Consider the following 22,001-nt stretch of genomic DNA (forward strand, 5'->3'; position numbering starts at 1 on the left):
TGGTCAAAAAACCCCTTGCAGGTCAAGCGACCAACGTCAAATCTGCCGCTTTACTCCGGCCGGGCTTTTGGTTAGCGTGTGCTCCTCGCCGCCATTCGGCGCGCTTCAATACTCAAGGACACAAGCTGCACCATGTACTCAGGACTGCTGATTATTCTGTTACCGCTGATTGTCGGTTACCTCATACCTTTGCGCCATCGTCCGCTGCTGGTGCTGATCAACCGGCTGCTGAGCTGGATGGTGTACGTGATCCTGTTTTTCATGGGCATCAGCCTGGCGTTTATGGAAAACCTCAGTAGCAACCTGGTGTTGATCTTCCAGTACAGCGCGGTGTTCTTCTTCTGCATTCTCTGCGCCAACCTGCTGCTGCTGGCGCTGCTGGAGCGGCGCATGCCGTGGCGCAGTAGCCATAAACAGGAAAAACTGCCTTCGCGCGTGCACATGGCGCTGGAGTCGCTCAAGCTGTGCGGCGTGGTGCTCGGCGGCTTCCTGCTCGGCCTGACGCAGTGGCCATGGCTGCAGTTCGCCCATAAAGGCAGCGAATATGCGCTGATCTTCCTGCTTCTATTGGTTGGCATCCAGCTGCGCAACAGCGGCATGACGCTGCGCCAGATCATACTCAACCGCCGCGGCACGCTGGTGGCGCTGGTGGTGGCCGTTGCGTCGCTGGCCGGCGGCGCACTGGCGGCTCAGCTGCTGGGGTTACCGGTGAAGGCCGGGCTGGCGATGGCCTCCGGCTTCGGCTGGTACTCGCTGTCCGGCATTCTGATCACAGACGCCTACGGCCCGGTGATGGGCAGCGCCGCGTTCTTCAACGATCTGGCGCGCGAGCTGGTGGCGATCATGCTGATCCCGACGCTGGTGCGCCGCAGCCGCTCCACCGCCCTCGGCCTGTGCGGCGCCACCTCGATGGACTTCACCCTGCCGGTGCTGCAGCGCAGCGGCGGGCTGGACATGGTGCCGCCCGCCATCGTGCACGGCTTCCTGCTGAGCCTGCTGGCGCCGGTGCTGATCGCTCTGTTCTCCTGATCCTTTCCCCGGGGGGCCGACCGGCCCCCAATAGGTAATAATTCCCATCCGCACGGCAAAATTGCGCTAAATCAAACTTGCCCGCACTAGTCGCACAAAAGCCTTTTGCAACCCCAATCGCCGATCTATGCTTTTAAACAAGCATTATAAATGCAACTTTAAAAATAAAAGGAAGCGACTATGTTCTGTGTGCAATGTGAACAAACCATCCGTACCCCGGCAGGCAACGGCTGCTCGTATGCTCAGGGCATGTGCGGCAAAACGGCGGAAACCTCCGATCTGCAGGATCTGCTGGTGGCGGCGCTGCAGGGTCTCTCCGCCTGGGCGCTGCAGGCGCGTTCTCTGGGCATCGTCGACCACGAGATCGACAGCTTCGCCCCGCGCGCCTTCTTCTCCACTCTGACCAACGTCAACTTCGACTCCCAGCGCATCATCGGCTACGCGCGGGAAACCCTGCTGCTGCGCGACTCGCTGGCCGCCCGTTGCCGGCTGCTGGACGCCGGCGTGCGCGTCGAGCATCCGATGGCGGCGCTGCAGCTGGCCGGTGACGATATGCCTGCGCTGCTGCAACAGGCGGCGCAGTTTGCCCTCAACGACGACAAAGCCGAGGTGGGCGACGACGTACACGGCTTGCGCATGCTTTGCCTGTATGGCCTGAAAGGCGCAGCGGCCTATATGGAACACGCGCACGTGCTTGGCCAGTTCGACGAGCAACTCTATGCCGACTACCACGCCTTTATGGCCTGGCTCGGCACCCGGCCGCGCGACGTCGACACCCTGCTGAACAACGCCATGGGCATCGGCAAGATGAACTTCAACGTGATGGCGATCCTCGATCGCGGTGAAACCCAGGCCTACGGCGATCCGCAGCCTAGCGCGGTCAACGTGCGCCCGGTAGCCGGGAAAGCCATTCTGATTTCCGGCCACGATCTGAAAGATCTGCGCATGCTGCTCGAGCAAACTGAAGGGCAAAACGTCAACGTCTACACCCACGGTGAAATGCTGCCGGCGCACGGCTATCCGGAACTGAAAAAATTCAAGCACCTGGTGGGCAACTACGGCAGCGGCTGGCAGAACCAGCAGACCGAGTTCGCCAAATTCCCCGGCCCGATCGTGATGACCTCCAACTGCATCATCGATCCTAACGTCGGCAATTACGGCGACCGCATCTGGACCCGCAGCATCGTCGGCTGGCCGGGCGTCAACCATCTGGAAGGCGATGACTTCGGCGCCGTGATCCGCCAGGCGCAAGGCATGAACGGCTTCCCTTATACCGAGATTGAGCATCTGATCACCGTCGGCTTCGGTCGCCAGACACTGCTTAACGCCGCCGACACGGTAATTGACCTGGTGTCGCAAAAGAAACTGCGCCACGTCTTCCTGGTCGGCGGCTGCGACGGCAGCCGCGACGAACGCAGCTACTTCACCGACTTCGCCCGCAGCGTGCCGCAAGACTGCCTGATCATGACACTGGCCTGCGGCAAGTACCGCTTCAACAAGCTGGACTTCGGCACGCTGGAGGGGTTGCCGCGCCTGCTGGACGTCGGCCAGTGCAACGACGCTTACTCCGCCATCATGCTAGCGGTCAAGCTGGCCGACACCCTCGGCTGCAGCGTCAACGAGCTGCCGCTCAGCCTGGTGCTGTCGTGGTTTGAACAGAAGGCGATCGTCATTCTGCTGACGCTGCTGTCGCTGGGGGTGAAAAACATCGTCACCGGCCCGACCGCGCCGGGCTTCCTGACCGATAACCTGATGGCGATCCTCAACGAGAAATTCGGCCTGCGTCCGATCACCACCGTCGAGCAGGATATCGCCGCGCTGCTCGCCTGATGCCGTTACGTTATGGGGCCGCTTGCGCCGGCCCCTTTGCTTTTTGAGGTGCCCGATGACTCAACCCACTCCGCTTTGCCCGAACCGCATGCAGGTGCATTCCATCCAGCGTGAAACCGCCGACGTCTGGACGCTGAACCTGATCTGCGACGTTTTCTACCCTTACCAGGCCGGCCAGTTTGCGCTGGTCAGCATCCGTAACAGCGAGGAGACGCTGCGCGCTTATACGCTCTCCTCCTCGCCCGGCCAGAGCCGCTTTCTCAGTATCAGCGTGCGCTGCCTGCCGGACGGCGTCGGATCGCGCTGGCTGACGCAAGAGGTCAAGCCCGGCAACACCCTGTGGCTGTCCGACGCGCAGGGCGAATTCAGCTGCGAACGCCACCCGGCCGATCGTTACCTGATGCTGGCCGCCGGCTGCGGCGTGACGCCGATCGTCTCGATGTGCCGCTGGCTGACCGCTAACCGCCCGGCCTGCGATATCGCCGTGATCTTTAACGTGCGCACTCCCGCCGACACGATCTTCGCCGATCAATGGCGCGCGCTGTGCGCCGCCCATCCGCAGCTGCGCCTGACGCTGATGGCCGAGCAGGATCTGCAACCCGGCTACCTCAGCGGCCGCATCAATGAACAGGCGCTGCGGCAGGCGGCGCCGGATATCGCCGAACGCACGGTGATGACCTGCGGCCCCGCGCCCTATATGGACCAGGTGGAGCAGCTGTGCCGTCAGCTCGGCGTGCCGGCCGAGCGCTTCCATAAAGAGCAGTTCCACACGCCGGCGGCGCAGAGCGACGCGGCTGAAGGGCTGACGCTGCGCGCCGCCCGCCCGCTGCGCGAGTTCCGCGTGCCGGTCGGCAGCACGCTGCTGGCGGCGATGGAGGCCAACGCCCTGCCGGTCAACGCCGCCTGCCGCGCCGGGGTGTGCGGCTCGTGCAAAACCCGTATCCTCGAGGGCGACTACACCACCACCAGCACCATGACGCTGAGCGCGGAAGAGGTAGCGCAGGGCTACGTGCTGGCCTGCAGTTGCCAGCTGCAGGGCGACGTCATGCTGGCGTGATCCCCTGGCCCCATCGCCGCGATGGGGCATTTATCGGCAAGTTCCCCCATCCCCGCCCGGTTACACTTTCCTCCGTCCTACGCTCTTTACCCTTCCTGACCGCATCTCGTCCAACGCCGGTAAGCTATGCTTGCAGTTGTTCTGCTGACACTCACCGGATCGAGTACACATTGTTTTTCAAACCATGTTTGGGGGAACCATGAAGCAAACCGTAGCCACACTGATCGCCAAAACGCTGGACCAAGCCGGCGTAAAACGCATTTGGGGCGTGACCGGCGATTCGCTCAACGGCCTTAGCGACAGCCTGCATCGCATGGGCACCATCGAATGGCTGGGCACCCGCCATGAAGAGGTGGCCGCCTTCGCCGCCGGCGCCGAAGCCCAGCTCACCGGCCAGTTGGCGGTGTGCGCCGGTTCCTGCGGCCCCGGCAACCTGCACCTGATCAACGGCCTGTTCGACTGCCACCGCAACCATGTGCCGGTGCTGGCTATCGCCGCGCATATCCCTTCCAGCGAAATCGGCAGCGGCTACTTCCAGGAAACGCATCCGCAGGAGCTGTTCCGCGAATGCAGCCACTATTGCGAACTGGTTTCCAACCCGGAACAGCTGCCGCGCGTGCTGGAGATCGCCATGCGCAAGGCGATCCTCAACCGCGGCGTCTCGGTGGTGGTCTTGCCGGGCGACGTGGCGCTGCGCATGGCGCCGGAAGACGCGACCCTGACCTGGCATACCCCGGCGCTGCCGCTGGTGCAGCCGCCGATGAGCGAGCTGAACAAGCTGGCGGAAACGCTGAATAAGGCGAAGAACATCACCCTGATGTGCGGCAGCGGCTGTGCCGGTGCGCACGATGAAGTGGTTAAGCTGGCCGAACTGCTGCAGGCGCCGGTAGTGCATGCGCTGCGCGGCAAAGAACATATCGAATGGGATAACCCCTACAGCGTCGGCATGACCGGGCTGATCGGCTTTTCCTCCGGCTACCACGCCATGATGAACGCCGACACGCTGGTGCTGCTCGGCACCCAGTTCCCCTATCGCGCGTTCTACCCCACCAACGCCAACATCATTCAGATCGACATCAATCCCGGCAGCATCGGCGCGCACTGCCCGGTCAATATGGCGCTGGTGGGCGACATCCACACCACGCTCACCGCCCTGCTGCCGCAGCTGGAGCCGAAGCGCGACCGGGCGTTCCTCGACAAGGCGCTGGAGCATTACCGCAACGCGCGCCAGGATCTCGACGGGCTGGCGACCGCCAACGACGACCAACCGATCCACCCGCAGTATCTGGCGCAGCAGCTCAGCCACTACGCCAGCGAGGACGCCATCTTCACCTGCGACGTCGGCACACCGACGGTATGGGCCGCGCGCTACGTGAAAATGAACGGCAAGCGTCGCCTGCTCGGTTCGTTCAACCACGGTTCGATGGCCAACGCCATGCCGCAGGCGATCGGCGCCCAGGCCACCGCACCGGATAAGCAGGTGATCGCCATGTGCGGCGACGGCGGTTTCACCATGCTGATGGGGGACTTCCTGTCGCTGGCGCAGCTCAAGCTGCCGGTGAAGATCGTGGTGTTCAACAACAGCGTGCTGGGGTTCGTGGCGATGGAGATGAAGGCCGGCGGCTACCTGACCGATGGCACCGATCTGCATAACCCGGACTTTGCGGCAATCGCCAACGCCGCCGGCATCAAGGGCATCCGCGTGGAAAAAGCCTCGGAACTGGATGGCGCGCTGCAGGAGATGTTGGCGCATCCCGGCCCGGCGCTGCTGGACGTGGTCACCGCCAAGCAAGAGTTGGCGATGCCGCCGCAGATCAAGTTCGAACAGGCGAAAGGCTTCAGCCTGTACATGCTGCGCGCCATCATCAACGGCCGCGGCGATGAAGTGGTCGAGCTGGCGAAAACCAACTGGCTGCGTTAAGCAAGCTGCCCCGGTAAAATAAAGGGTATATGATGCCATGTACCCTTTTCCTCTCCCTTACATTCCAGGAACCCTATGCTTATCGATCTACGCAGCGACACCGTTACCCGCCCCAGCGCCGCCATGCGCCAGGCGATGGCTCAGGCAGAGGTCGGCGACGACGTCTACGGCGATGACCCGACGGTCAACGCGCTGGAGGCCGAGGCGGTGCGCCTGTCGGGCAAAGAAGCGGCGCTGTTTTTGCCCAGCGGCACCCAGGCCAACCTGGTGGCGCTGCTGAGCCACTGCCAGCGCGGCGACGAGTATCTGGTCGGCCAACAGGCGCACAACTATAAATACGAAGCCGGCGGCGCGGCGGTGCTGGGCAGCATCCAGCCGCAGCCGATCGAGGCCGACGCGGACGGCACGCTGCCGCTGGACAAGCTCGCCGCCGCCATTAAACCCGACGACATCCACTTCGCCCGCACCCGGCTGCTGAGCCTGGAAAACACCATCAGCGGCAGAGTCTTGCCGCAGGCCTACCTGCAGCAGGCGTGGCAGTTTACCCGCGAGCGCCAGCTGGCGCTGCATATCGACGGCGCGCGCATCTTCAACGCCGCCGTGGCGCTGAACCTGCCGCTGAAAGAGATCGTGCAATACTGCGACACCTTCACCATTTGCCTGTCGAAGGGATTAGGCGCGCCGGTCGGATCGCTGCTGTGCGGCAGCGAAGCCTTCATTCAGCGCGCGCTGCGCTGGCGCAAAATGACCGGCGGCGGGCTGCGTCAGGCCGGCATTCTGGCGGCGGCCGGTCTTTACGCTTTGGAGCATAACGTCGCGCGGCTGCGCGAAGACCATGACAACGCGACCTGGCTGGAGCAACAGCTGCGGCAGATCGGCGTGGAGATCGCCGAACCCGGCGCGCAGACCAACGTGCTGTATCTGCGCCAATCCCCTGAGCTGGCGGCCAAATTCGGCCCGTGGATGCGCGAACGCGGCGTGCTGATCAGCAGCGGCCCGCTGACGCGCATTCTGACCCACCTCGACGTCAGCCGCCAGGACCTGCAGCGGGTGGTCGAGCTGTGGCGGGAGTTCCTGCAGCAGCACGCCTGATCCTTCGGGGCGCACGGCGCGCCCCGCATCAGAAAATCCAGCGGCCGTAAACCCAGTACCACAGCCCCAGCACCGCCGCCAGGTTGAGCGCCACGCTGAGAATAAACCAGGTTTTAAACGGCTGTTTCTGGGTCTTGTGGCGAAACAGCTGCTGCGCCGCCAGTGCACCCAACCACCCGCCCAGCGCGCCGAACTGCAACAGCGTCGCCTCCGGCACCCGCCGCCACCCCTTGCGCGCCGCCAGCTTATCGCCGCCATAGATCAGAAACGTCAGCAGATTGGCCGACAGCAGCCACATCCACACCGGATGCGGCGAGAACAGGCTGGCGATCAGCGCCAGGCCCAGCAGGGCGTAACAAATCACATTGAGTTTCATGGCATCCGGTTTTTCATTCGATAAGGGGCGCGTAGTGTGAACCTGCGCTACGGCGGATGCAACCGGCTTATACCCATACAGAAAGTGCATTTAAACCCTGAATTTGGCATCCTGTCGTTCTGCGACTCTTTCACCGCACAAGGCGGCACGATGACACCCCAACGCGTACTGGTTCTTGGAGCCAGTGGCTATATAGGCCAGAACCTGATCCCGCACCTTATCGAACAAGGGCACCAGATTACCGCCGCCGCGCGGCGCATCGAGTGGCTGCAGGAGCAGAACTGGCCACAGGTCAACTGCCTGTATGCCGATCTGTACCGCCCGGAAACCCTGAGCGCGGCGCTGTGGGAGATAGATACGCTGTACTATCTGGTGCACGCGATGGGCGACGGCGACGACTTTATCGAAAAGGAACGCCAGGCGGCGGAAAATCTGCGCGACGCACTGCGCAATGCCTGCGTCAAGCAGGTGATCTTCCTTGGCGCGCTGCAGCCGAACGACGACAGTTCGCCGCACCTGGCGGCACGCCGCCTGACCGGCGAGATCCTGCGCCAAAGCGGCGTACCGGTCACCGAGCTGCGCGCCGGCATCATCGTTGGCCCCGGCTCGGCGGCGTTCGAAGTGATGCGCGATATGGTCTATAACCTGCCGGTGCTGACGCCGCCGCGCTGGGTGCGTTCGAAATCGTCGCCGGTGGCGCTGGAGAACCTGCTGGTTTATCTGGCCGATCTGCTGGCGCATCCGGCGCAGGAACACCGCATCTTCGACGTCGCCGGGCCGGAATACCTCAGCTATCAGGACATGTTCAAACGCTTTATCGCCATCAGCGGCAAACGGCGCTGGCTGATCCCGATCCCCTTGCCGACGCGGCTGATTTCGGTGTGGTTCATTAGCCTGATCACCTCGGTGCCGACGCCGATCGCCCGCGCGCTGATCCAGGGACTGAAGCACGATCTGCCCGCCGATGGCCGGCCATTGCAGGCCCTGATCCCACAACGGCTGCACACCTTTGATCAGGCGGTCACCACCACGCTGCAGCGCGAGCTGGAAGTGGTCGACTCCGCCGACTGGGGCTACGATCCAGCGGCGCAGGCGCGCTGGCGCCCCGGCTACGGCTACTACCCCAAACAGGCCGGTTGCTCGCTGGATACCGCCGCCTCCAGCCAGGCCCTGTGGCAAACGGTGCAGCAGCTGGGAGGAGAAGAAGGCTATTTCTACGCCAATATCCTGTGGCGGATCCGCGCGCGCATGGACGACATGATCGGCAACGGCGTGGTCTATGGCCGCCCGGCGCGCGCGGCCCTGGCGCTGGGCGACGAAATCAACGGCTGGAAAGTGATTACCCTGAAGCCGCTGCGGCAGCTGGCGCTGCTGTTTGGCATGAAGGCGCCCGGCCTGGGGCGGCTAAGCTTCACCATCACCGATCACGGCGATCGCCGCACGCTGGACGTGCGTGCCTGGTGGCACCCGGCCGGCTTCAGCGGGCTGCTGTATTGGTTCGCCATGATGCCCGCGCATCTGTTTATTTTTCGCGGCATGGCGAAACGCATCGCCGAGCTTGCCGAGGGCCTGGACCGCCAACGCCGCTAAACGGCGCTCATTTGTCGATCAACCGCACAGTTTGCCGCTGTGCTTCGGGGCTTTCCGATTGCATAGCGCACGAAATCACGGAAGAATGGCATCTTATTTGCTGGGAGCGCCGCAAGCGCCCGCCGGTCTTCCGATTTTGGGTGAGAATAGAGTCCGTTATGAAGGTATTGGTCACCGGTGCAACCAGTGGATTAGGCCGTAACGCCGTTGAATATCTGCGCCGCCAGGGCATCAAAGTGCGCGCCACCGGTCGCAACCAGGCGATGGGCGGCCTGCTGGAAAAAATGGGCGCGGAGTTCATTCATGCCGATCTCACCAACCTGATCTCTTCGCAGGCCAAGGCGATGCTGGCGGACGTCGACGTGCTGTGGCACTGCTCCAGCTTTACCTCGCCCTGGGGCACCGAAGAAGCCTTCGAACTGGCCAACGTGCGCGCCACTCGCCGCCTTGGTGAATGGGCGGCAGCCTACGGCGTAGCGCAGTTCATTCACATCTCTTCCCCGGCGATCTATTTCGATTACCACCATCACCGCAACGTGACCGAAGATTTCCGCCCGCAGCGCTACGCCAATGAGTTCGCGCGCAGCAAGGCCGCCGGCGAGCAGGTGATCCAGCAACTGGCGCTGTCCAATCCACAGACCCATTTCACCATTCTGCGCCCGCAGGGGTTGTTCGGGCCGCACGACAAGGTGATGTTGCCGCGGCTGCTGCAGATGATCAAACGCTACGGCAACCTGCTGCTGCCGCGCGGCGGCGCGGCGATGGTGGACATGACCTATCTGGAGAATGCGGTGCACGCCATGTGGCTGGCGACGTTAAAAGAAGATACGCCGTCCGGCCGCGCCTACAACATCACCAACCAGCAGCCGCGCCCGCTGCGCACCGTGGTGCAGCAGCTGATCGACGATCTTGGCATGAAATGCCGCATTCGCTCCGTGCCCTATCCGATGCTCGACATGATGGCGCGCGGCATGGAGCGTCTGGGCAGCAAAAGCGAAAAGGAGCCGGTGCTGACCCACTACGGCGTCGCCAAACTCAACTTCGACCTCACGCTCGATACCACCCGTGCGCAACAAGAGCTGGGCTATCAGCCGATCGTCTCGCTGGAAGAGGGCATCGCGCGCACCGCCCGCTGGCTGAAAGATCACGGCAAACTGCACGGCCTGTAATCAACGCCACGCGCCATACTTCAACAGCAGCGCATCGATAATCGCTTCACTCTCTGCATCCGGCTCACCGCGAACATCGTCGGGCCGGAAATGCATCTGAAACGCCGCCAACACATTGCGCTGCTGCCGCGCATCCCATGACGAATCAACCGCGTAGCCGTAACGCGCCAACCTATCGAGCAGCGGCGCCATCGGCACCGGCGCATGGCGATCGCGCCCCGCCAGCAAACGCTGCACGTCTCGTTCGTCCGGCCAAGCGCCGATGCCGGCCTGCGCCAGCTGTCGCCAAGGGAACAGCGGGCCGGGATCCTGTTTGCGCTGCGGTGCGATGTCGCTGTGCCCCACCACGTCCTGCGGCTGGATGCCATAGCGTTGGATGATGTCGCGGCTCAGCGGGATCAGCACGGCGATCTGCTCCGCCGTATAAGGCTGCCAATGGGTGAACAGCATGCTGCGGGTGAACCCCTTGTTGACGATTTCGATGCCGATCGAGGTGTCGTTGAGGCTGCTGCGGCCGCGCCAGGCGCTGGCGCCGGCATGCCAGGCGCGCATCGCTTCCGGCACCAGCCGATACACCGTCGGTTTGCCGTGTTCACGCTGCGGATGCGCCGGCAACAGGTAGTGCGCGCTGACGTGTTCGTCGGTCAGCGTTTTCAGCGATGAATGGAAGTCTTCCGCCGTGTAGTGCATCACCAAAAAACGAATGCGCTGATCGGCGCCCTGCGCCTGGTGCAGCGTCTCGAGTTGGTAAGCGCCGCGATCGACGAGCGTGTCCTGCTGCGGATTTTGGCACCCCGCCAACAGCGCGGCGGCGATGATCCCTGGCCAAATTTTCACTTATCCTCCTGATTTGTGTCCGTGAAAGGTGTAACGCGACGCGATTAACCTGTATCCAATCATCACGCTAATCGAGAAATAATGACAGAAAGCGCCGATGTGCAAGCGAGTGTTTCTCCCAACTGGCGAGCTCTCACGCCCATGATAGTCTCAAAGTATCATCTACGCTGAAAGAGCGGAGTCGAACATGTTCACACCACGCTATCTGTCCTGGTTGCTCTGTGCCGCCATGCTGCCGCTCAGCGGCTGCGATCAGCAAAAAGTCGCCGGCGCGATGGGTGGGGGCACTCCGCCCCCTGCCGCTCCCGCCGCCAGTGCCAGTGCGCCGGCCTATACGCCACTGACCGCAGACCAGCTGTACCAGTTGGTCAGCCCGGTGGCGCTGTTCCCCGACAAGCTGCTGGCGCAAGTGTTGGCCGGCGCGGGCTATCCTGACCAAATCAGCGCTGCGGATGCCTGGCTTGCGCAAAACCGCGGGCTGCAACCGGCGGCGCTCAGCTCGGCGGCGGATGCTCAACCCTGGGATCCCAGCGTGCGCGGCCTGGTGCAATTCCCCGACGTGCTCGATCAGATGGCGAAAAACATCCCCTGGACCACCGCTCTGGGCAGCGCCTACCTCAACGATCCTACGGACGTGATGAACGCCATTCAGGTAATGCGTCAACGAGCGGCCAGCCAGGGCACGTTGAAAAACACCCCACAGCAGCGCATCGTCGTAGCGCCGACGACCCGTTACGTTGAGCAGCAGTCCTATCGCCAGAGCGTGGTGGCGGCGCCGGGCGAAACCATCGTCATCGAGCCCAGCCAACCGGATACGGTTTACGTTCCGCATTACGATCCCTGGGAGGCCTACGGCACGCCGATCCAAGCTTATCCAAGCTATCAATATCAGCCTTCAGGTTACAGCGGCGGCGATATGCTGGCAGCCGGCGTGATCAGCTTCGGCGTTGGCATCGCGGTCGCCTCTTTGCTCAACCAACACAATAGCGGCTGGCACAACTGGGATATGCGCTGGGACGATCGGCGCCAGCCGGTGGTCTACCGCAATGCGCCCTACGTGTCGCATTCCACCACCGTGGTGAATCGCGTCACCAACATCAACCAATATAACAACGTGAACAATGTGAATCGCAGCACCACCAGCACGGTGAACAACTACAATACCACCGCCGCGCCGACGCCGCGTTTCAGCCAACCGGTGCCTAACGCTGCGCCGCAACAGCCGCGCGTCGCGCCTGCGGCCCACGCGCCGATGACCATGCCGAACTTTGCGCATACTCAGCCGGTGGCTGCCGCCCCACACGTGCAACAACCGGTCAACGCGCCCCATGTGCAGCAACCGATGAGCATGCCGACGTTCACGCATGCCGCGCCGGCAGCGCCTCACGCGCAGCAACCGATGGCCGTGCATTCAGCGCCGGTACAGACGCATCCGATGCAGACCGCCGCGCCAGTGCATCAATCCACCGTGCGGCCACAGGTTCAGGCGGCGCCGCACGTCGTGCAGCCGGTAGTGCGTGAGCCGGCCGCAACGCTGCATCCGGCGGTGGTTCGCCCAGCGCCGGTGCCGCAAGAGCGCGTCATGCCGCATCCGGCACCGGCGCCGCAGGTTCATCAGCCGACCGTTCAACAGATGCCGCATCGCCAGGAATCTGCACCGGTCAAGCCGCAGGAACACCGCCCGATCGTCGAGCCGCCGCATAAAGAGGGATAAACCAACGGGATGTCGCCCCGGCGCAACGGCCGGGGCGCGGAGAATGGCGTTAGCGGCTGACTTTCACCGCGGTGCCGCTGACGGTCACCATCAGCATGCTGCCGTCTTTGCCAACGGTTTCATAATCGATATCAATACCCACCACCGCGTTGGCGCCCAGCTCTTTCGCCTGATCTTCCAGCTCTTCGAACGCGATCAGGCGCGCCTTGCGCAGCTCTTTCTCATACGCGCCCGAACGGCCGCCGACGATGTCGCGCACGCCGGCGAAAAAATCACGGAAAATGTTGGCGCCGAGAATCGCTTCACCGGTGACGACGCCGCAGTATTCGGTAATGGTGAACCCTTCCAGGGTCGGGGTAGTTGAAAGCTGCATCAGAATTCCTTGTTTGATTAATTCAACGTATCTATGACCAGAAGATTGGCGTTATGTTCGCTTAATCAATGGCACGCAGTACGAATGCAAGGCCAAAAAACGCATTTATACTGTAAGCTATCGGTCTTCATGGTAGAGACTTTCACATAAGGTAATAAGATGAAAACAAAAACGATTGCGGCTGTTTTACCCTTAGCGCTGTTGCTGAGTGCCTGTACCACGGTGGAACCGGCATACAAGGATATCGGCACCCGCAGCGGCAGCTGTGTGGAAGGCGGCCCGGATACGGTCGCACAAAAGTTCTATGACCTGCGCATCCAGCAGGGCACCGGCCTGCCGGACAGCAACCGCCTGGCGCAGCTGCAACCTTATCTGAGCAAAGTGCTGTATCAGGATTTGGTCAGCGCCGGCCAGAATCCGGGTAAACATCAGATAACCGGCGATCTATTCTCCGGCAATGCACAGGGGCCGAGCAGCGCATCCGTCGCCAGCGCCTCGACCATTCCTAACACCGATGCGAAGAACATCCCGCTGCGCGTTGACCTGAGCTACCAGAAAGACGCCAACAGCACCGTGAACTGGCAAGACGAAGTACTGATGGTGCGCGAAGGCACCTGCTGGGTGGTTGATGATATTCGCTACCTGAATGTTCCAGCGCACGCCACCAACGGCAGCGTGCGTCAGGTGCTGGAAAACCAGTAACCCGCCTTCCCCGGCCGACGCGGGCTTGCCGCGTCGGTCACCCGGCCCCCTTGTCTTCCGCTCAAATTTCGTCCAAGAGAAAAAATTTCGCTACCGATCTCACAGCCTGCGCCACAAATCCCCTCCCTCGGCTTGAGTCGCGGTATCTTGTGCTAATCTTTTACTGTCCCGCCGCACACTCATAAATTTTAACGCACAAAGATTGCATAAGTATTCTGTGGAAGTTAACATTTGCGGCATCAATGTCTATTCAATTCTGGCGCATGAGTATTCAACTTAACGGTATCAATTGCTATTACGGCGCTCACCAGGCGCTGTTTGACATCACGCTGGATTGTCCAGCCGGGGAAACCCTGGTGCTGCTTGGCCCAAGCGGCGCCGGGAAAAGTTCATTGCTGCGGGTGCTGAACCTGCTGGAAATGCCGCGTTCGGGCCAATTGCAGATCGCCGGCAACCAATTCGACTTCAGGCAGGCGCCGGGCGAGAAAGCCATTCGCGAACTGCGTCAAAATGTCGGCATGGTGTTCCAGCAATACAACCTGTGGCCTCACCTCACCGTGGTGCAGAACCTGATCGAAGCACCTTGCCGCGTGCTGGGGCTGACCAAGGCTCAGGCGATGGAGCGTGCCGACAAGCTGCTCAAGCGTCTGCGCCTGACCGACTTCGCCGATCGCTTCCCGCTGCACCTTTCCGGCGGCCAGCAGCAGCGCGTGGCGATCGCCCGCGCCCTGATGATGGAACCGCAGGTGCTGCTGTTCGATGAACCGACCGCGGCGCTGGATCCGGAAATCACCGCCCAGATCGTCAGCATCATTCGCGAACTGGCCGGCACCGGCATCACTCAGGTGATCGTCACCCACGAAGTGGAAGTGGCGCGCAAAACCGCCAGCCGCGTGGTGTACATGGAAAACGGCCACGTAGTGGAGCAAGGCGACAGCAGCCACTTCACGCAGCCGCGGACCACCGAGTTTGCTAATTACTTATCACACTAACAATTAACTTGCTGTAATTTGGGGAGTTTGCGATGAAAAAACTAATAATCGCCGCCGTTCTGGCTGGCATCAGCGTTTCCGCCTCCGCAGCCGAAACTATCCGTTTCGCTACCGAAGCCTCCTATCCTCCGTTTGAATTTATTGACGCCGGCAACAAGATTCAGGGTTTTGATGTCGATCTGGCCAACGCGCTGTGCAAAGAAATGCAGGCCGAGTGCACCTTCACCAACCAGGCGTTCGACAGCCTGATCCCGAGCCTGAAGTTCAAGCGTTTCGATGCGGTGATGGCCGGTATGGACATTACGCCGGAGCGCGAGAAGCAGGTGCTGTTCACCAAGCCTTACTACGATAACTCGGCGCTGTTCATCGCGCAGAAAGGCAAAATCGCCGACGTGGCGGCGCTGAAAGGCAAAAAAGTGGGCGTGCAAAACGGCACCACCCACCAGAAATACCTGACCGACAAGCACCCGGAAATCACCACCGTGCCTTACGACAGCTATCAGAACGCCATTTTGGATCTGAAGAACGGCCGCGTTGATGCGGTGTTCGGCGATACGGCAGTGGTCAACGAGTGGCTGAAGCAGAATGACGCGCTGGCGGCAGTGGGCGCTAAAGTGACCGACAAAGATTACTTCGGCACCGGCCTTGGCATCGCGGTGCGCCAGAAGAACACCGATCTGCAGGGCAAGTTCAACGCCGCTCTGGACAAGATCAAGCAGGATGGGACCTATGAAACCATCTACAAAAAATGGTTCCAGCAGTAATACGCCCAAATGAATGAATTACAACCTTTAGCAAGCGCCGCCGGCATGACCGTCGGCCTTGCCGTTTGCGCCCTGATCCTCGGGCTGATTCTGGCGATGCTGTTCGCCGTATGGGAATCGTCCCGCTGGAAAGCGGTCAGCTGGCTCGGCACCGCCTGGGTGACCGTGTTGCGCGGCCTGCCGGAAATCCTGGTGGTGCTGTTTATCTATTTCGGCTCGTCGCAGCTGCTGCTGATGCTCTCCGACGGCTTTACCCTCAACCTCGGTCTGTTCCAGCTGCCGATTCAGTTGGCGATCGACAATTTCGAAGTCAGCCCGTTCCTGTGCGGGGTGATCGCTCTGGCCCTGCTCTATTCCGCCTACGCCTCGCAGACGCTGCGCGGCGCGCTCAAAGCGGTACCGCAGGGGCAATGGGAATCCGGCCAGGCGCTGGGGCTCGGCAAGGCGGCGATCTTCTTCCGCCTGATCATGCCGCAGATGTGGCGCCACGCCCTGCCCGGCCTCGGCAATCAGTGGCTGGTGCTGCTGAAAGACACCGCGCTGGTGTCACTGATCAGCGTGAACGATCTGATGCTGCAAACCAAGAGCATCGCCACCCGCACCCAGGAGCCTTTTACCTGGTATGTGATCGCGGCGGCCATCTACCTGCTGGTGACGCTGTTCAGCCAATACGTCATCAAACGCATTGAGCTGCGCGCCACGCGCTTTGAGCGGGGGCCGGTCTGATGTTTGAATACTTGCCGGAAATCCTCAAGGGGTTGCACACCAGCCTGACGCTGACCGTCGCCGCGTTGATCGTCGCGCTGGCGCTGTCGCTGCTGCTGACGGTGATCCTGACGCTGAAAACGCCGATCCTGACGCCGCTGGTCAAAGCCTATGTAACGCTGTTCACCGGCACGCCGCTGCTGGTGCAGATCTTCCTGATCTACTACGGCCCCGGGCAGTTTCCGGCGATCCGCGACTACCCGTGGCTGTGGAACTTGCTGTCGCAGCCCTGGCTGTGCGCGATGATTGCGCTGGCGCTGAATAGCGCGGCCTATACCACGCAGCTGTTCTACGGCGCGGTGCGCGCCATTCCCGCCGGGCAGTGGCAGTCGTGCGAGGCGCTGGGCATGTCGCGCCGGCAGACCTTGCGCATTCTGTTGCCGTTCGCCTTCAAACGCGCGCTGTCGTCTTACTCCAACGAAGTGGTGCTGGTGTTCAAAAGCACCTCGCTGGCTTACACCATCACGCTGATGGAAGTGATGGGCTACAGTCAGCTGATGTACGGCCGCACCTACGACGTGATGGTGTTCGGCGCCGCCGGCCTGGTGTACCTGTGCGTCAACGGCCTGCTGACGCTGCTGATGCGCCTGGTGGAACGCCGCGCGCTGGCGTTTGAGCGCCGTAACTGAGGCCACCTCCCTCCTAAGCCCCGCCACTGAGCGGGGCTTTTTTTATCCCCATAGCAATATTTAATCATTTATATTGCATTTTAATTCACTCAATGGCAGGGTTATCAGCAGACGCACACGTAAAAACCTCTGGCGATTACCAGTAAAAACAAACGATAGCGAATAATCACTTTCAGGATCCAGACAGGAGCTCTACGCATGAAAAAACTGCTGCTTGCCGCGACGATGTTGGCCGGGATGACCTTTAACGCCACCGCAGCCGAAACCATCCGCTTCGCCGCCTCCGCCACCTACCCGCCGTTCGAATCGCTGGACGCCAACAACCAGATCGTCGGTTTCGATATCGATCTGGCCAACGCGTTGTGCAAGCAGATGCAGGCGCAGTGCACTTTCACCAACCAGGCGTTCGACAGCCTGATCGCCGCGCTGAAATTCAAGAAATACGATGCGGTGATTTCCGGCATGGATATCACGCCAGAGCGCAGCAAACAGGTCGCCTTCACCCAGCCTTACTACGCCAACTCGGCGATCGTGATCGCGCAAAAAGGCAAGTTCAGCTCGCTGGCGGATCTGAAAGGCAAAAAGCTCGGCATGGAAAACGGCACCACCCACCAGAAATACATGCAGGACAAGCACCCGGAGATTAACACCGTCTCTTACGACAGCTACCAGAACGCCATTCTGGAGCTGAAAAACGGCCGCATCGACGGCGTGTTCGGCGACACCGCCGTGGTGAACGAGTGGCTGAAAACCAATCCGCAGCTGGCGCCGGTCGGCGAACACATCACCGATGCGCAGTACTTCGGCACCGGTCTTGGCATCGCGGTGCGCCCGGACAACCAGGCGCTGCTGGCCAAGCTGAACGCCGCGCTGGACGCCATCAAGGCCGACGGCACCTATAAGGCCATCAACGACAAGTGGTTCCCGCAGTAAGTCTCGCGTGGAGCCGCCTTCCTTTGGCGGGCGGCTCCCTCTGATTGCTACACCATCCAGTTAGTGCTAAATTTGACACTAAATTTAGCATCAAGGATAACATCATGACGGTTCAGCCTATTCTCGCCAATTCCGCGGTCAGCATCAGCGATTTTAAAAAATCGCCCAATGCCGCCCTAAAAGAAGCGCACGGACAACCGGTCGCCGTCCTGACCAACGGTAAAATTTCGGGATATTACGTCTCACCGGAAACCTGGGAGGCGATCGCGGAATACCTTGAAGATATCGAACTCGCTGAAATCGTTCGTTCACGGATGAACGGCAAACGCGTTAAGGTCAATTTGGATGACTTATAAGCTTGAATTCGAAGAACATGCACTGAAGGAATTCAAAAAACTGTCCCCGGTGATCCGGGAACAGTTCAAAAAAAAGCTGGCATCGGTGCTGGTTAATCCCCACATCCCAGCCAACAAACTCGCCGGTTTGCCCGATTGCTACAAAATCAAACTCAGAGCCTCAGGCTTTCGTTTGGTCTATCGCGTCATAGAGACGGAGATCGTGGTTCTGGTCCTTTCTGTAGGCAAACGCGAACGTTCAGCGGCTTACACCTCTGCCAAAAGCGCCTTTAACGCCGCACCAGCAACGTCAGCACTTCGTAGTGCGCGGTATGCGGGAACATGTCGAACAGTTGCACCCGTTCGATGCGGTAGCCCGGCAACATCTCGATATCTTTCGCCATGCTCTCGGCGTTGCAGCTGGAATAGAGAATATATTCCGGCGCCATCCGGCTCAAATAATCGCACAGTGCCTGGCCGATGCCGCGCCGCGGCGGGTTGACCAGCACCAGCTGCGGCACCTGACCTTCGGCGGTGGCGAAGCGGGTGGAATCGAGGGCCTGAAAATCAACGTGCTGCAACCCCAACCGCTGCGCCGATTGGCGCGCGCAGGCGATCGCTTCCGCGCTGATTTCGATGCCGGTCAGGCGCGTTTGCGGCTGCGCGCAGTGCAAGCCGAAACCGCCGACGCCGCAAAACAGATCCCACATGCTGTCGATACCCAGCGCGCGCACCCAGTCGCGGGCGGTGGCATAGAGCTCGGCGGCCACCTGCGGGTTGGTCTGGAAGAAACTTTGCGGACGGATGAACAGCGGCACTTGATTGAACTGTTCCTCCAGCGCCTGCTGTTCGGTCAGCGCAATCTCACGCTCCCCTTCCATGATCGCCATATGCACCGGCTGAATATTGGCGGAGATCACCTTGAGCTGCGGCAACTGCTGCTGCAGCCACGGCAGCGCGGCGCGCAGCTGCGCCAGTTTGGTTTCCGAGCGCAACACGAAGCGCAGCATCACGCCGCCGTCTAACGTGCTTTCGGTCAACAACAGGTATTTCAGCTCGCCGCGTTTACGCGCCACGTTATACGGCGTCAGGCCCGCCCGGGCGATAAAGCTTTTCAGTACCGCAAACATCGGCGCAAAGCCGGCGGGGTACAGCGGGCAGTCGCTCAGATCGACCGGCGTGCCGTCGCGGTGCAGCATGCCGAGCAGCGGGCGCTCTACGCTGCCGCTGACCACCATCTTGGCCTTATTGCGAAATGCGCTCAGCTCCCCCGCCGCCGGCTGCAGCCACTGCGCGACGTCGCGCCCGGCCAGCAGCGATTGCAGGTGATGCTGTTTGTCGGCCAGTTGCTGCGGATAGGGCTTTTCCAGCCACTGACAGGAACGGCAGGTGCCCGCCGTATACAAAGCGCAATGCATGAAGGTTACCGTGAAGTTCAGGATGACGAATTAAGGGCGCAGAGTTTACCACTCCGCGCGCCTAAAATCTCACTTGCGCGCGGCGAAGAAGCGGCGGCTGGCGGCAGGAACGAACAGCAGCGCCAGGATCACCACGTCGGGGATTTTTTGCAGGATCAGAACGTGCAGGATTTGGCCGCTGGTTTCCCCTTCCACGGTGAATACCTCGGGGAAGACGCTGCCGATGGTGGCCAACAACAGGTAAAGCACCACGATGCACTGGCAGGCCACATAAGCCCAGCGCCCCCAGTTGCGACCGCGCATCACCGCAAAACCGCAGCTGATTTGCAGGCACAGCAGCATCAGGCCGGCCAGAAAGATAAAGGTGGAATCCCACGCCTGCGCGCTGGTGTTGACGAACTCCTGCGCGCCATCGACACCCAGTTCGCCCAACAACAGCACCACGCTGATGCACTTGATCGCGACCATGGCGGTACCCGCCACCATCACCGGCACCGGCGCATCTGCAGTCGATCTCATTCCCTGCCCGCTTTTCAGCATGTCTGACATATCCGTGTTCCGCTACGACGCGCCACCAATACAGGTGGCGCATGTAAAGTCAGGTAGTTAGTTGCAATACTTATTGATTGCAAAAATAGCAGGTTTGTTACGATTCAGCTACGGGCCGCCCGCTGCAATTCGCGCGATCGTTGTTTTTCCGAGCGCGCCATAAACCACCAGGCGATCAGGCCGATAATGCCCACCACCAGCAGGATCAAACTGGCCAACGCGTTAATTTCCGGGTTCACCCCCATGCGCACGCTGGAGAACACCAGCATCGGCAGCGTGGTGGCGCCCGGGCCGGAGACGAAGCTGGCGATCACCAGGTCATCCAGCGACAGGGTGAACGCCAGCATCCAGCCGGAGATCAGCGCCGGCGCGATCATCGGCAAGGTGATGACGAAGAACACCTTCAGCGGCGTCGCCCCCAGATCCATCGCCGCCTCTTCAATTGAACGATCCACCTCGCGCAGGCGCGAGCTGATGACCACCGCTACGTAAGCGGTACAGAAGGTGACATGCGCCAGCCAGATGGTGAACATGCCGCGTTCCGACGGCCAACCGAAAGCGTGCCCCATCGCCACGAACAGCAGCAGCAACGACAGGCCGGTGATCACGTCCGGCATGACCAGCGGCGCGGTCAGCATAAACGCAAAGCCGGTTGAACCGCGAAAGCGGCCGAAACGCACCATCACCACGGCGGCGATAGCGCCCAATACCACCGCAGCGGTGGCGGAAGCGGCGGCGATGGTCAGGCTAAGCCCCACCGCGCTAATCATCGCCGAATCGTGGAACAGTTCGGTATACCAGCGCGTGGACCAGCCGGCCCACACCGTCACCAGCTTGGAGCTGTTAAAAGAGTAGATCACCAGCATCAGCATCGGCGCATACAGGAAGGTAAAGCCGATCGTCAGGATGGCAATACGCCACGGTGAACGCACTACCGGCAAGTTGTTCATTCCTGCCCCCCCATTTCCTTGTTCTGGTGCTTGTGGAACCACAAAATTGGCACGATCAGCAGCACCAGCATGACGGTGGCGACCGCCGAGGCCACCGGCCAGTCGCGGTTATTGAAGAACTCCTGCCACAGCACGCGGCCGATCATGATGCTGTCTGGCCCGCCGAGCAGTTCCGGGATCACGAACTCGCCCACCGCCGGAATGAACACCAGCATCGAACCGGCGATGATGCCGCCGCGCGTCAGCGGCACGATCACGCTGAAGAAGGTTTTCAGCGGCCGGGCGCCCAGATCCAGCGATGCCTCTACCAGCGAGTAATCCAGCCGGATCAACGCCGTGTAGATCGGCAACACCATAAACGGCAGGTAGGAATAGACAATGCCGATATACACCGCCAGATTGGTGTGCAGGATCACCAGCGGCTGATCGATCACCCCTAACCACATCAGGAAGTTATTCAGCGTGCCGTTGTTTTTCAGAATGCCCATCCAGGCGTAAACGCGGATCAGGAACGAGGTCCAGGAAGGCAGGATCACCAGCAGCAGCAGAATGTTGCGGGTCGAGGCCTTGCTGTGGGCCACCGCCCAGGCCAGCGGATAGCCGATGATCAGGCAGCACAGCGTCGAGACCGCCGCTACGCGCAGCGACTGCAGGTAGGCGTCGATATACAGCGGATCGTCGGTCAGCTGCAGGTAGTTGGCGAAGTTAAGCGCGATGTTCAGCTTGCCGTCCGCCCAGCTCAGCAGCTCAGTGTAGGGTGGCACCGCCAGCGCCAGATCCGCCAGGCTGATCTTGAACACGATCAGGAACGGCAGCATAAACAGCAGCGTCAGCCATAAATACGGCAGTGCGATCACCAGCTTGCGGCCGTGGGCCATCAGCAGGCGGTGGAACAGCGCCTTGAGGCCGCCGGGCGTTTTGGCCGGCGGTTCCGGCGTGCGTTCAGAAAGCAGGGTCATACGGGTTACTCCTCACC

General features: G+C 61.3%; 22 protein-coding genes and 1 pseudogene. 16 read left to right on the top strand and 7 right to left on the bottom strand.

Translation table 11 applies throughout. The annotated features are described in order from the left end of the window. Positions 1 to 132: 132 nt before the first annotated feature. The 5 genes from AC6BYQ_RS04505 (at position 133) to ltaE (ending at position 6,929) form a co-directional block, all read left to right on the top strand. Positions 133 to 1,029 carry a LysO family transporter gene (locus AC6BYQ_RS04505; protein ID WP_498056364.1) on the top strand — a complete coding sequence of 299 codons (897 nt, stop codon included), beginning with the start codon at positions 133 to 135 and terminating at the stop codon, positions 1,027 to 1,029. A gap of 180 nt (positions 1,030 to 1,209) precedes the next feature. Next, positions 1,210 to 2,859: a hydroxylamine reductase gene (gene hcp / locus AC6BYQ_RS04510; protein ID WP_197667423.1), complete on the top strand. Its 1,650-nt coding sequence runs from the start codon at positions 1,210 to 1,212 to the stop codon at positions 2,857 to 2,859. A 55-nt stretch (positions 2,860 to 2,914) separates the two neighbouring features. Then, positions 2,915 to 3,916 carry an NADH oxidoreductase gene (hcr, locus tag AC6BYQ_RS04515; RefSeq protein ID WP_498056365.1) on the top strand — a complete coding sequence of 334 codons (1,002 nt, stop codon included), beginning with the start codon at positions 2,915 to 2,917 and terminating at the stop codon, positions 3,914 to 3,916. A gap of 199 nt (positions 3,917 to 4,115) precedes the next feature. Then, the gene (poxB, locus tag AC6BYQ_RS04520) at positions 4,116 to 5,837 is read left to right on the top strand and encodes a ubiquinone-dependent pyruvate dehydrogenase (protein WP_198635483.1); all 1,722 of its coding nucleotides are present in this window, start codon (positions 4,116 to 4,118) and stop codon (positions 5,835 to 5,837) included. Positions 5,838 to 5,912: 75 nt separating this feature from the next. Beyond that, complete coding sequence (gene ltaE / locus AC6BYQ_RS04525; protein ID WP_498056366.1) at positions 5,913 to 6,929, top strand: low-specificity L-threonine aldolase; 1,017 nt, start codon at positions 5,913 to 5,915, stop codon at positions 6,927 to 6,929. A gap of 28 nt (positions 6,930 to 6,957) precedes the next feature. Here the strand turns inward: ltaE and AC6BYQ_RS04530 are convergent, their stop codons facing one another. Next, positions 6,958 to 7,305, bottom strand: a complete 348-nt coding sequence (locus AC6BYQ_RS04530; protein WP_498056367.1) for a DUF1294 domain-containing protein — start codon at positions 7,303 to 7,305, stop codon at positions 6,958 to 6,960. A 150-nt stretch (positions 7,306 to 7,455) separates the two neighbouring features. On the opposite strand from AC6BYQ_RS04530, the gene AC6BYQ_RS04535 reads away from it, so the two are divergent. Further along, entirely contained in the window at positions 7,456 to 8,895 is a 1,440-nt protein-coding gene (locus AC6BYQ_RS04535) for a DUF2867 domain-containing protein (RefSeq protein ID WP_498056368.1), read from the top strand. Positions 8,896 to 9,053: 158 nt separating this feature from the next. Then, on the top strand, positions 9,054 to 10,064 hold the full coding sequence (locus AC6BYQ_RS04540; RefSeq protein WP_004928393.1) for a 3-beta-hydroxysteroid dehydrogenase: 1,011 nt from the start codon (positions 9,054 to 9,056) through the stop codon (positions 10,062 to 10,064). On the opposite strand, the gene AC6BYQ_RS04545 is transcribed toward AC6BYQ_RS04540, so the two are convergent. Beyond that, complete coding sequence (locus AC6BYQ_RS04545) at positions 10,065 to 10,901, bottom strand: N-acetylmuramoyl-L-alanine amidase (RefSeq protein ID WP_019454572.1); 837 nt, start codon at positions 10,899 to 10,901, stop codon at positions 10,065 to 10,067. Positions 10,902 to 11,088: 187 nt separating this feature from the next. On the opposite strand from AC6BYQ_RS04545, the gene AC6BYQ_RS04550 reads away from it, so the two are divergent. Continuing rightward, complete coding sequence (locus AC6BYQ_RS04550) at positions 11,089 to 12,615, top strand: DUF3300 domain-containing protein (RefSeq protein WP_063919111.1); 1,527 nt, start codon at positions 11,089 to 11,091, stop codon at positions 12,613 to 12,615. Between the two features lie 49 nt (positions 12,616 to 12,664). Here the strand turns inward: AC6BYQ_RS04550 and AC6BYQ_RS04555 are convergent, their stop codons facing one another. Further along, a complete protein-coding gene (locus tag AC6BYQ_RS04555) occupies positions 12,665 to 12,988 on the bottom strand; it encodes a heavy metal-binding domain-containing protein (RefSeq protein WP_004928400.1) in 324 nt (107 codons plus the stop codon). 159 nt (positions 12,989 to 13,147) lie between these two features. Between AC6BYQ_RS04555 and AC6BYQ_RS04560 the strand changes: the two genes are divergently transcribed. The 8 genes and pseudogenes from AC6BYQ_RS04560 to AC6BYQ_RS04595 all read left to right on the top strand — a co-directional run. Then, positions 13,148 to 13,690, top strand: a complete 543-nt coding sequence (locus tag AC6BYQ_RS04560) for a lipoprotein (protein ID WP_019454574.1) — start codon at positions 13,148 to 13,150, stop codon at positions 13,688 to 13,690. 263 nt (positions 13,691 to 13,953) lie between these two features. Then, a complete protein-coding gene (gene artP, locus AC6BYQ_RS04565; protein ID WP_139285539.1) occupies positions 13,954 to 14,682 on the top strand; it encodes an arginine ABC transporter ATP-binding protein ArtP in 729 nt (242 codons plus the stop codon). A gap of 32 nt (positions 14,683 to 14,714) precedes the next feature. After that, a complete protein-coding gene (artJ, locus tag AC6BYQ_RS04570) occupies positions 14,715 to 15,446 on the top strand; it encodes an arginine ABC transporter substrate-binding protein (RefSeq protein ID WP_004928409.1) in 732 nt (243 codons plus the stop codon). 9 nt (positions 15,447 to 15,455) lie between these two features. Next, positions 15,456 to 16,172, top strand: a complete 717-nt coding sequence (gene artQ, locus AC6BYQ_RS04575) for an arginine ABC transporter permease ArtQ (RefSeq protein WP_025159684.1) — start codon at positions 15,456 to 15,458, stop codon at positions 16,170 to 16,172. Then, positions 16,172 to 16,840 carry an arginine ABC transporter permease ArtM gene (gene artM, locus AC6BYQ_RS04580; RefSeq protein ID WP_019454577.1) on the top strand — a complete coding sequence of 223 codons (669 nt, stop codon included), beginning with the start codon at positions 16,172 to 16,174 and terminating at the stop codon, positions 16,838 to 16,840. Before artQ ends, artM begins: the two co-directional genes overlap by 1 nt. A 198-nt stretch (positions 16,841 to 17,038) precedes the next feature. Then, on the top strand, positions 17,039 to 17,773 hold the full coding sequence (gene artJ, locus AC6BYQ_RS04585) for an arginine ABC transporter substrate-binding protein (protein ID WP_015377297.1): 735 nt from the start codon (positions 17,039 to 17,041) through the stop codon (positions 17,771 to 17,773). 104 nt (positions 17,774 to 17,877) lie between these two features. Next, positions 17,878 to 18,129, top strand: coding sequence for a type II toxin-antitoxin system Phd/YefM family antitoxin (locus AC6BYQ_RS04590; RefSeq protein ID WP_498056369.1), 252 nt, complete (start codon positions 17,878 to 17,880; stop codon positions 18,127 to 18,129). Next, positions 18,119 to 18,391: pseudogene (locus tag AC6BYQ_RS04595) on the top strand (type II toxin-antitoxin system RelE family toxin); the annotation flags it as partial. The gene AC6BYQ_RS04590 and the pseudogene AC6BYQ_RS04595, both read left to right, overlap by 11 nt. Positions 18,392 to 18,398: 7 nt before the next feature. Here AC6BYQ_RS04595 and rlmC read toward each other — a convergent pair. The 4 genes from rlmC to potH form a co-directional block, all read right to left on the bottom strand. Next, positions 18,399 to 19,526 carry a 23S rRNA (uracil(747)-C(5))-methyltransferase RlmC gene (gene rlmC, locus AC6BYQ_RS04600; protein WP_074054624.1) on the bottom strand — a complete coding sequence of 376 codons (1,128 nt, stop codon included), beginning with the start codon at positions 19,524 to 19,526 and terminating at the stop codon, positions 18,399 to 18,401. A 69-nt stretch (positions 19,527 to 19,595) separates the two neighbouring features. Beyond that, on the bottom strand, positions 19,596 to 20,075 hold the full coding sequence (locus AC6BYQ_RS04605; RefSeq protein WP_025159686.1) for a YbjO family protein: 480 nt from the start codon (positions 20,073 to 20,075) through the stop codon (positions 19,596 to 19,598). A gap of 104 nt (positions 20,076 to 20,179) precedes the next feature. Beyond that, entirely contained in the window at positions 20,180 to 21,025 is an 846-nt protein-coding gene (gene potI, locus AC6BYQ_RS04610; RefSeq protein WP_019454580.1) for a putrescine ABC transporter permease PotI, read from the bottom strand. Then, positions 21,022 to 21,984 (bottom strand): putrescine ABC transporter permease PotH, encoded by a 963-nt coding sequence (gene potH, locus AC6BYQ_RS04615; protein ID WP_019454581.1) that lies wholly within the window; start codon positions 21,982 to 21,984, stop codon positions 21,022 to 21,024. The genes potI and potH overlap by 4 nt, the downstream gene beginning before the upstream one ends. Positions 21,985 to 22,001 lie beyond the last annotated feature (17 nt).

This window comes from Serratia sp. LTN-2 (assembly GCF_059740205.1).

What these genes read in the sequence shown, in the direction of transcription:
- AC6BYQ_RS04505 (WP_498056364.1), top strand. Translation starts at nt 133, where the DNA reads ATGTACTCAGGACTGCTGATTATTCTGTTACCGCTGATTGTCGGTTAC.
- hcp (WP_197667423.1), top strand. Translation starts at nt 1,210, where the DNA reads ATGTTCTGTGTGCAATGTGAACAAACCATCCGTACCCCGGCAGGCAAC.
- hcr (WP_498056365.1), top strand. Translation starts at nt 2,915, where the DNA reads ATGACTCAACCCACTCCGCTTTGCCCGAACCGCATGCAGGTGCATTCC.
- poxB (WP_198635483.1), top strand. Translation starts at nt 4,116, where the DNA reads ATGAAGCAAACCGTAGCCACACTGATCGCCAAAACGCTGGACCAAGCC.
- ltaE (WP_498056366.1), top strand. Translation starts at nt 5,913, where the DNA reads ATGCTTATCGATCTACGCAGCGACACCGTTACCCGCCCCAGCGCCGCC.
- AC6BYQ_RS04530 (WP_498056367.1), bottom strand. Translation starts at nt 7,305, where the DNA reads ATGAAACTCAATGTGATTTGTTACGCCCTGCTGGGCCTGGCGCTGATC.
- AC6BYQ_RS04535 (WP_498056368.1), top strand. Translation starts at nt 7,456, where the DNA reads ATGACACCCCAACGCGTACTGGTTCTTGGAGCCAGTGGCTATATAGGC.
- AC6BYQ_RS04540 (WP_004928393.1), top strand. Translation starts at nt 9,054, where the DNA reads ATGAAGGTATTGGTCACCGGTGCAACCAGTGGATTAGGCCGTAACGCC.
- AC6BYQ_RS04550 (WP_063919111.1), top strand. Translation starts at nt 11,089, where the DNA reads ATGTTCACACCACGCTATCTGTCCTGGTTGCTCTGTGCCGCCATGCTG.
- AC6BYQ_RS04555 (WP_004928400.1), bottom strand. Translation starts at nt 12,988, where the DNA reads ATGCAGCTTTCAACTACCCCGACCCTGGAAGGGTTCACCATTACCGAA.
- AC6BYQ_RS04560 (WP_019454574.1), top strand. Translation starts at nt 13,148, where the DNA reads ATGAAAACAAAAACGATTGCGGCTGTTTTACCCTTAGCGCTGTTGCTG.
- artP (WP_139285539.1), top strand. Translation starts at nt 13,954, where the DNA reads ATGAGTATTCAACTTAACGGTATCAATTGCTATTACGGCGCTCACCAG.
- artJ (WP_004928409.1), top strand. Translation starts at nt 14,715, where the DNA reads ATGAAAAAACTAATAATCGCCGCCGTTCTGGCTGGCATCAGCGTTTCC.
- artQ (WP_025159684.1), top strand. Translation starts at nt 15,456, where the DNA reads ATGAATGAATTACAACCTTTAGCAAGCGCCGCCGGCATGACCGTCGGC.
- artM (WP_019454577.1), top strand. Translation starts at nt 16,172, where the DNA reads ATGTTTGAATACTTGCCGGAAATCCTCAAGGGGTTGCACACCAGCCTG.
- artJ (WP_015377297.1), top strand. Translation starts at nt 17,039, where the DNA reads ATGAAAAAACTGCTGCTTGCCGCGACGATGTTGGCCGGGATGACCTTT.
- AC6BYQ_RS04590 (WP_498056369.1), top strand. Translation starts at nt 17,878, where the DNA reads ATGACGGTTCAGCCTATTCTCGCCAATTCCGCGGTCAGCATCAGCGAT.
- rlmC (WP_074054624.1), bottom strand. Translation starts at nt 19,526, where the DNA reads ATGCATTGCGCTTTGTATACGGCGGGCACCTGCCGTTCCTGTCAGTGG.
- AC6BYQ_RS04605 (WP_025159686.1), bottom strand. Translation starts at nt 20,075, where the DNA reads ATGTCAGACATGCTGAAAAGCGGGCAGGGAATGAGATCGACTGCAGAT.
- potI (WP_019454580.1), bottom strand. Translation starts at nt 21,025, where the DNA reads ATGAACAACTTGCCGGTAGTGCGTTCACCGTGGCGTATTGCCATCCTG.
- potH (WP_019454581.1), bottom strand. Translation starts at nt 21,984, where the DNA reads ATGACCCTGCTTTCTGAACGCACGCCGGAACCGCCGGCCAAAACGCCC.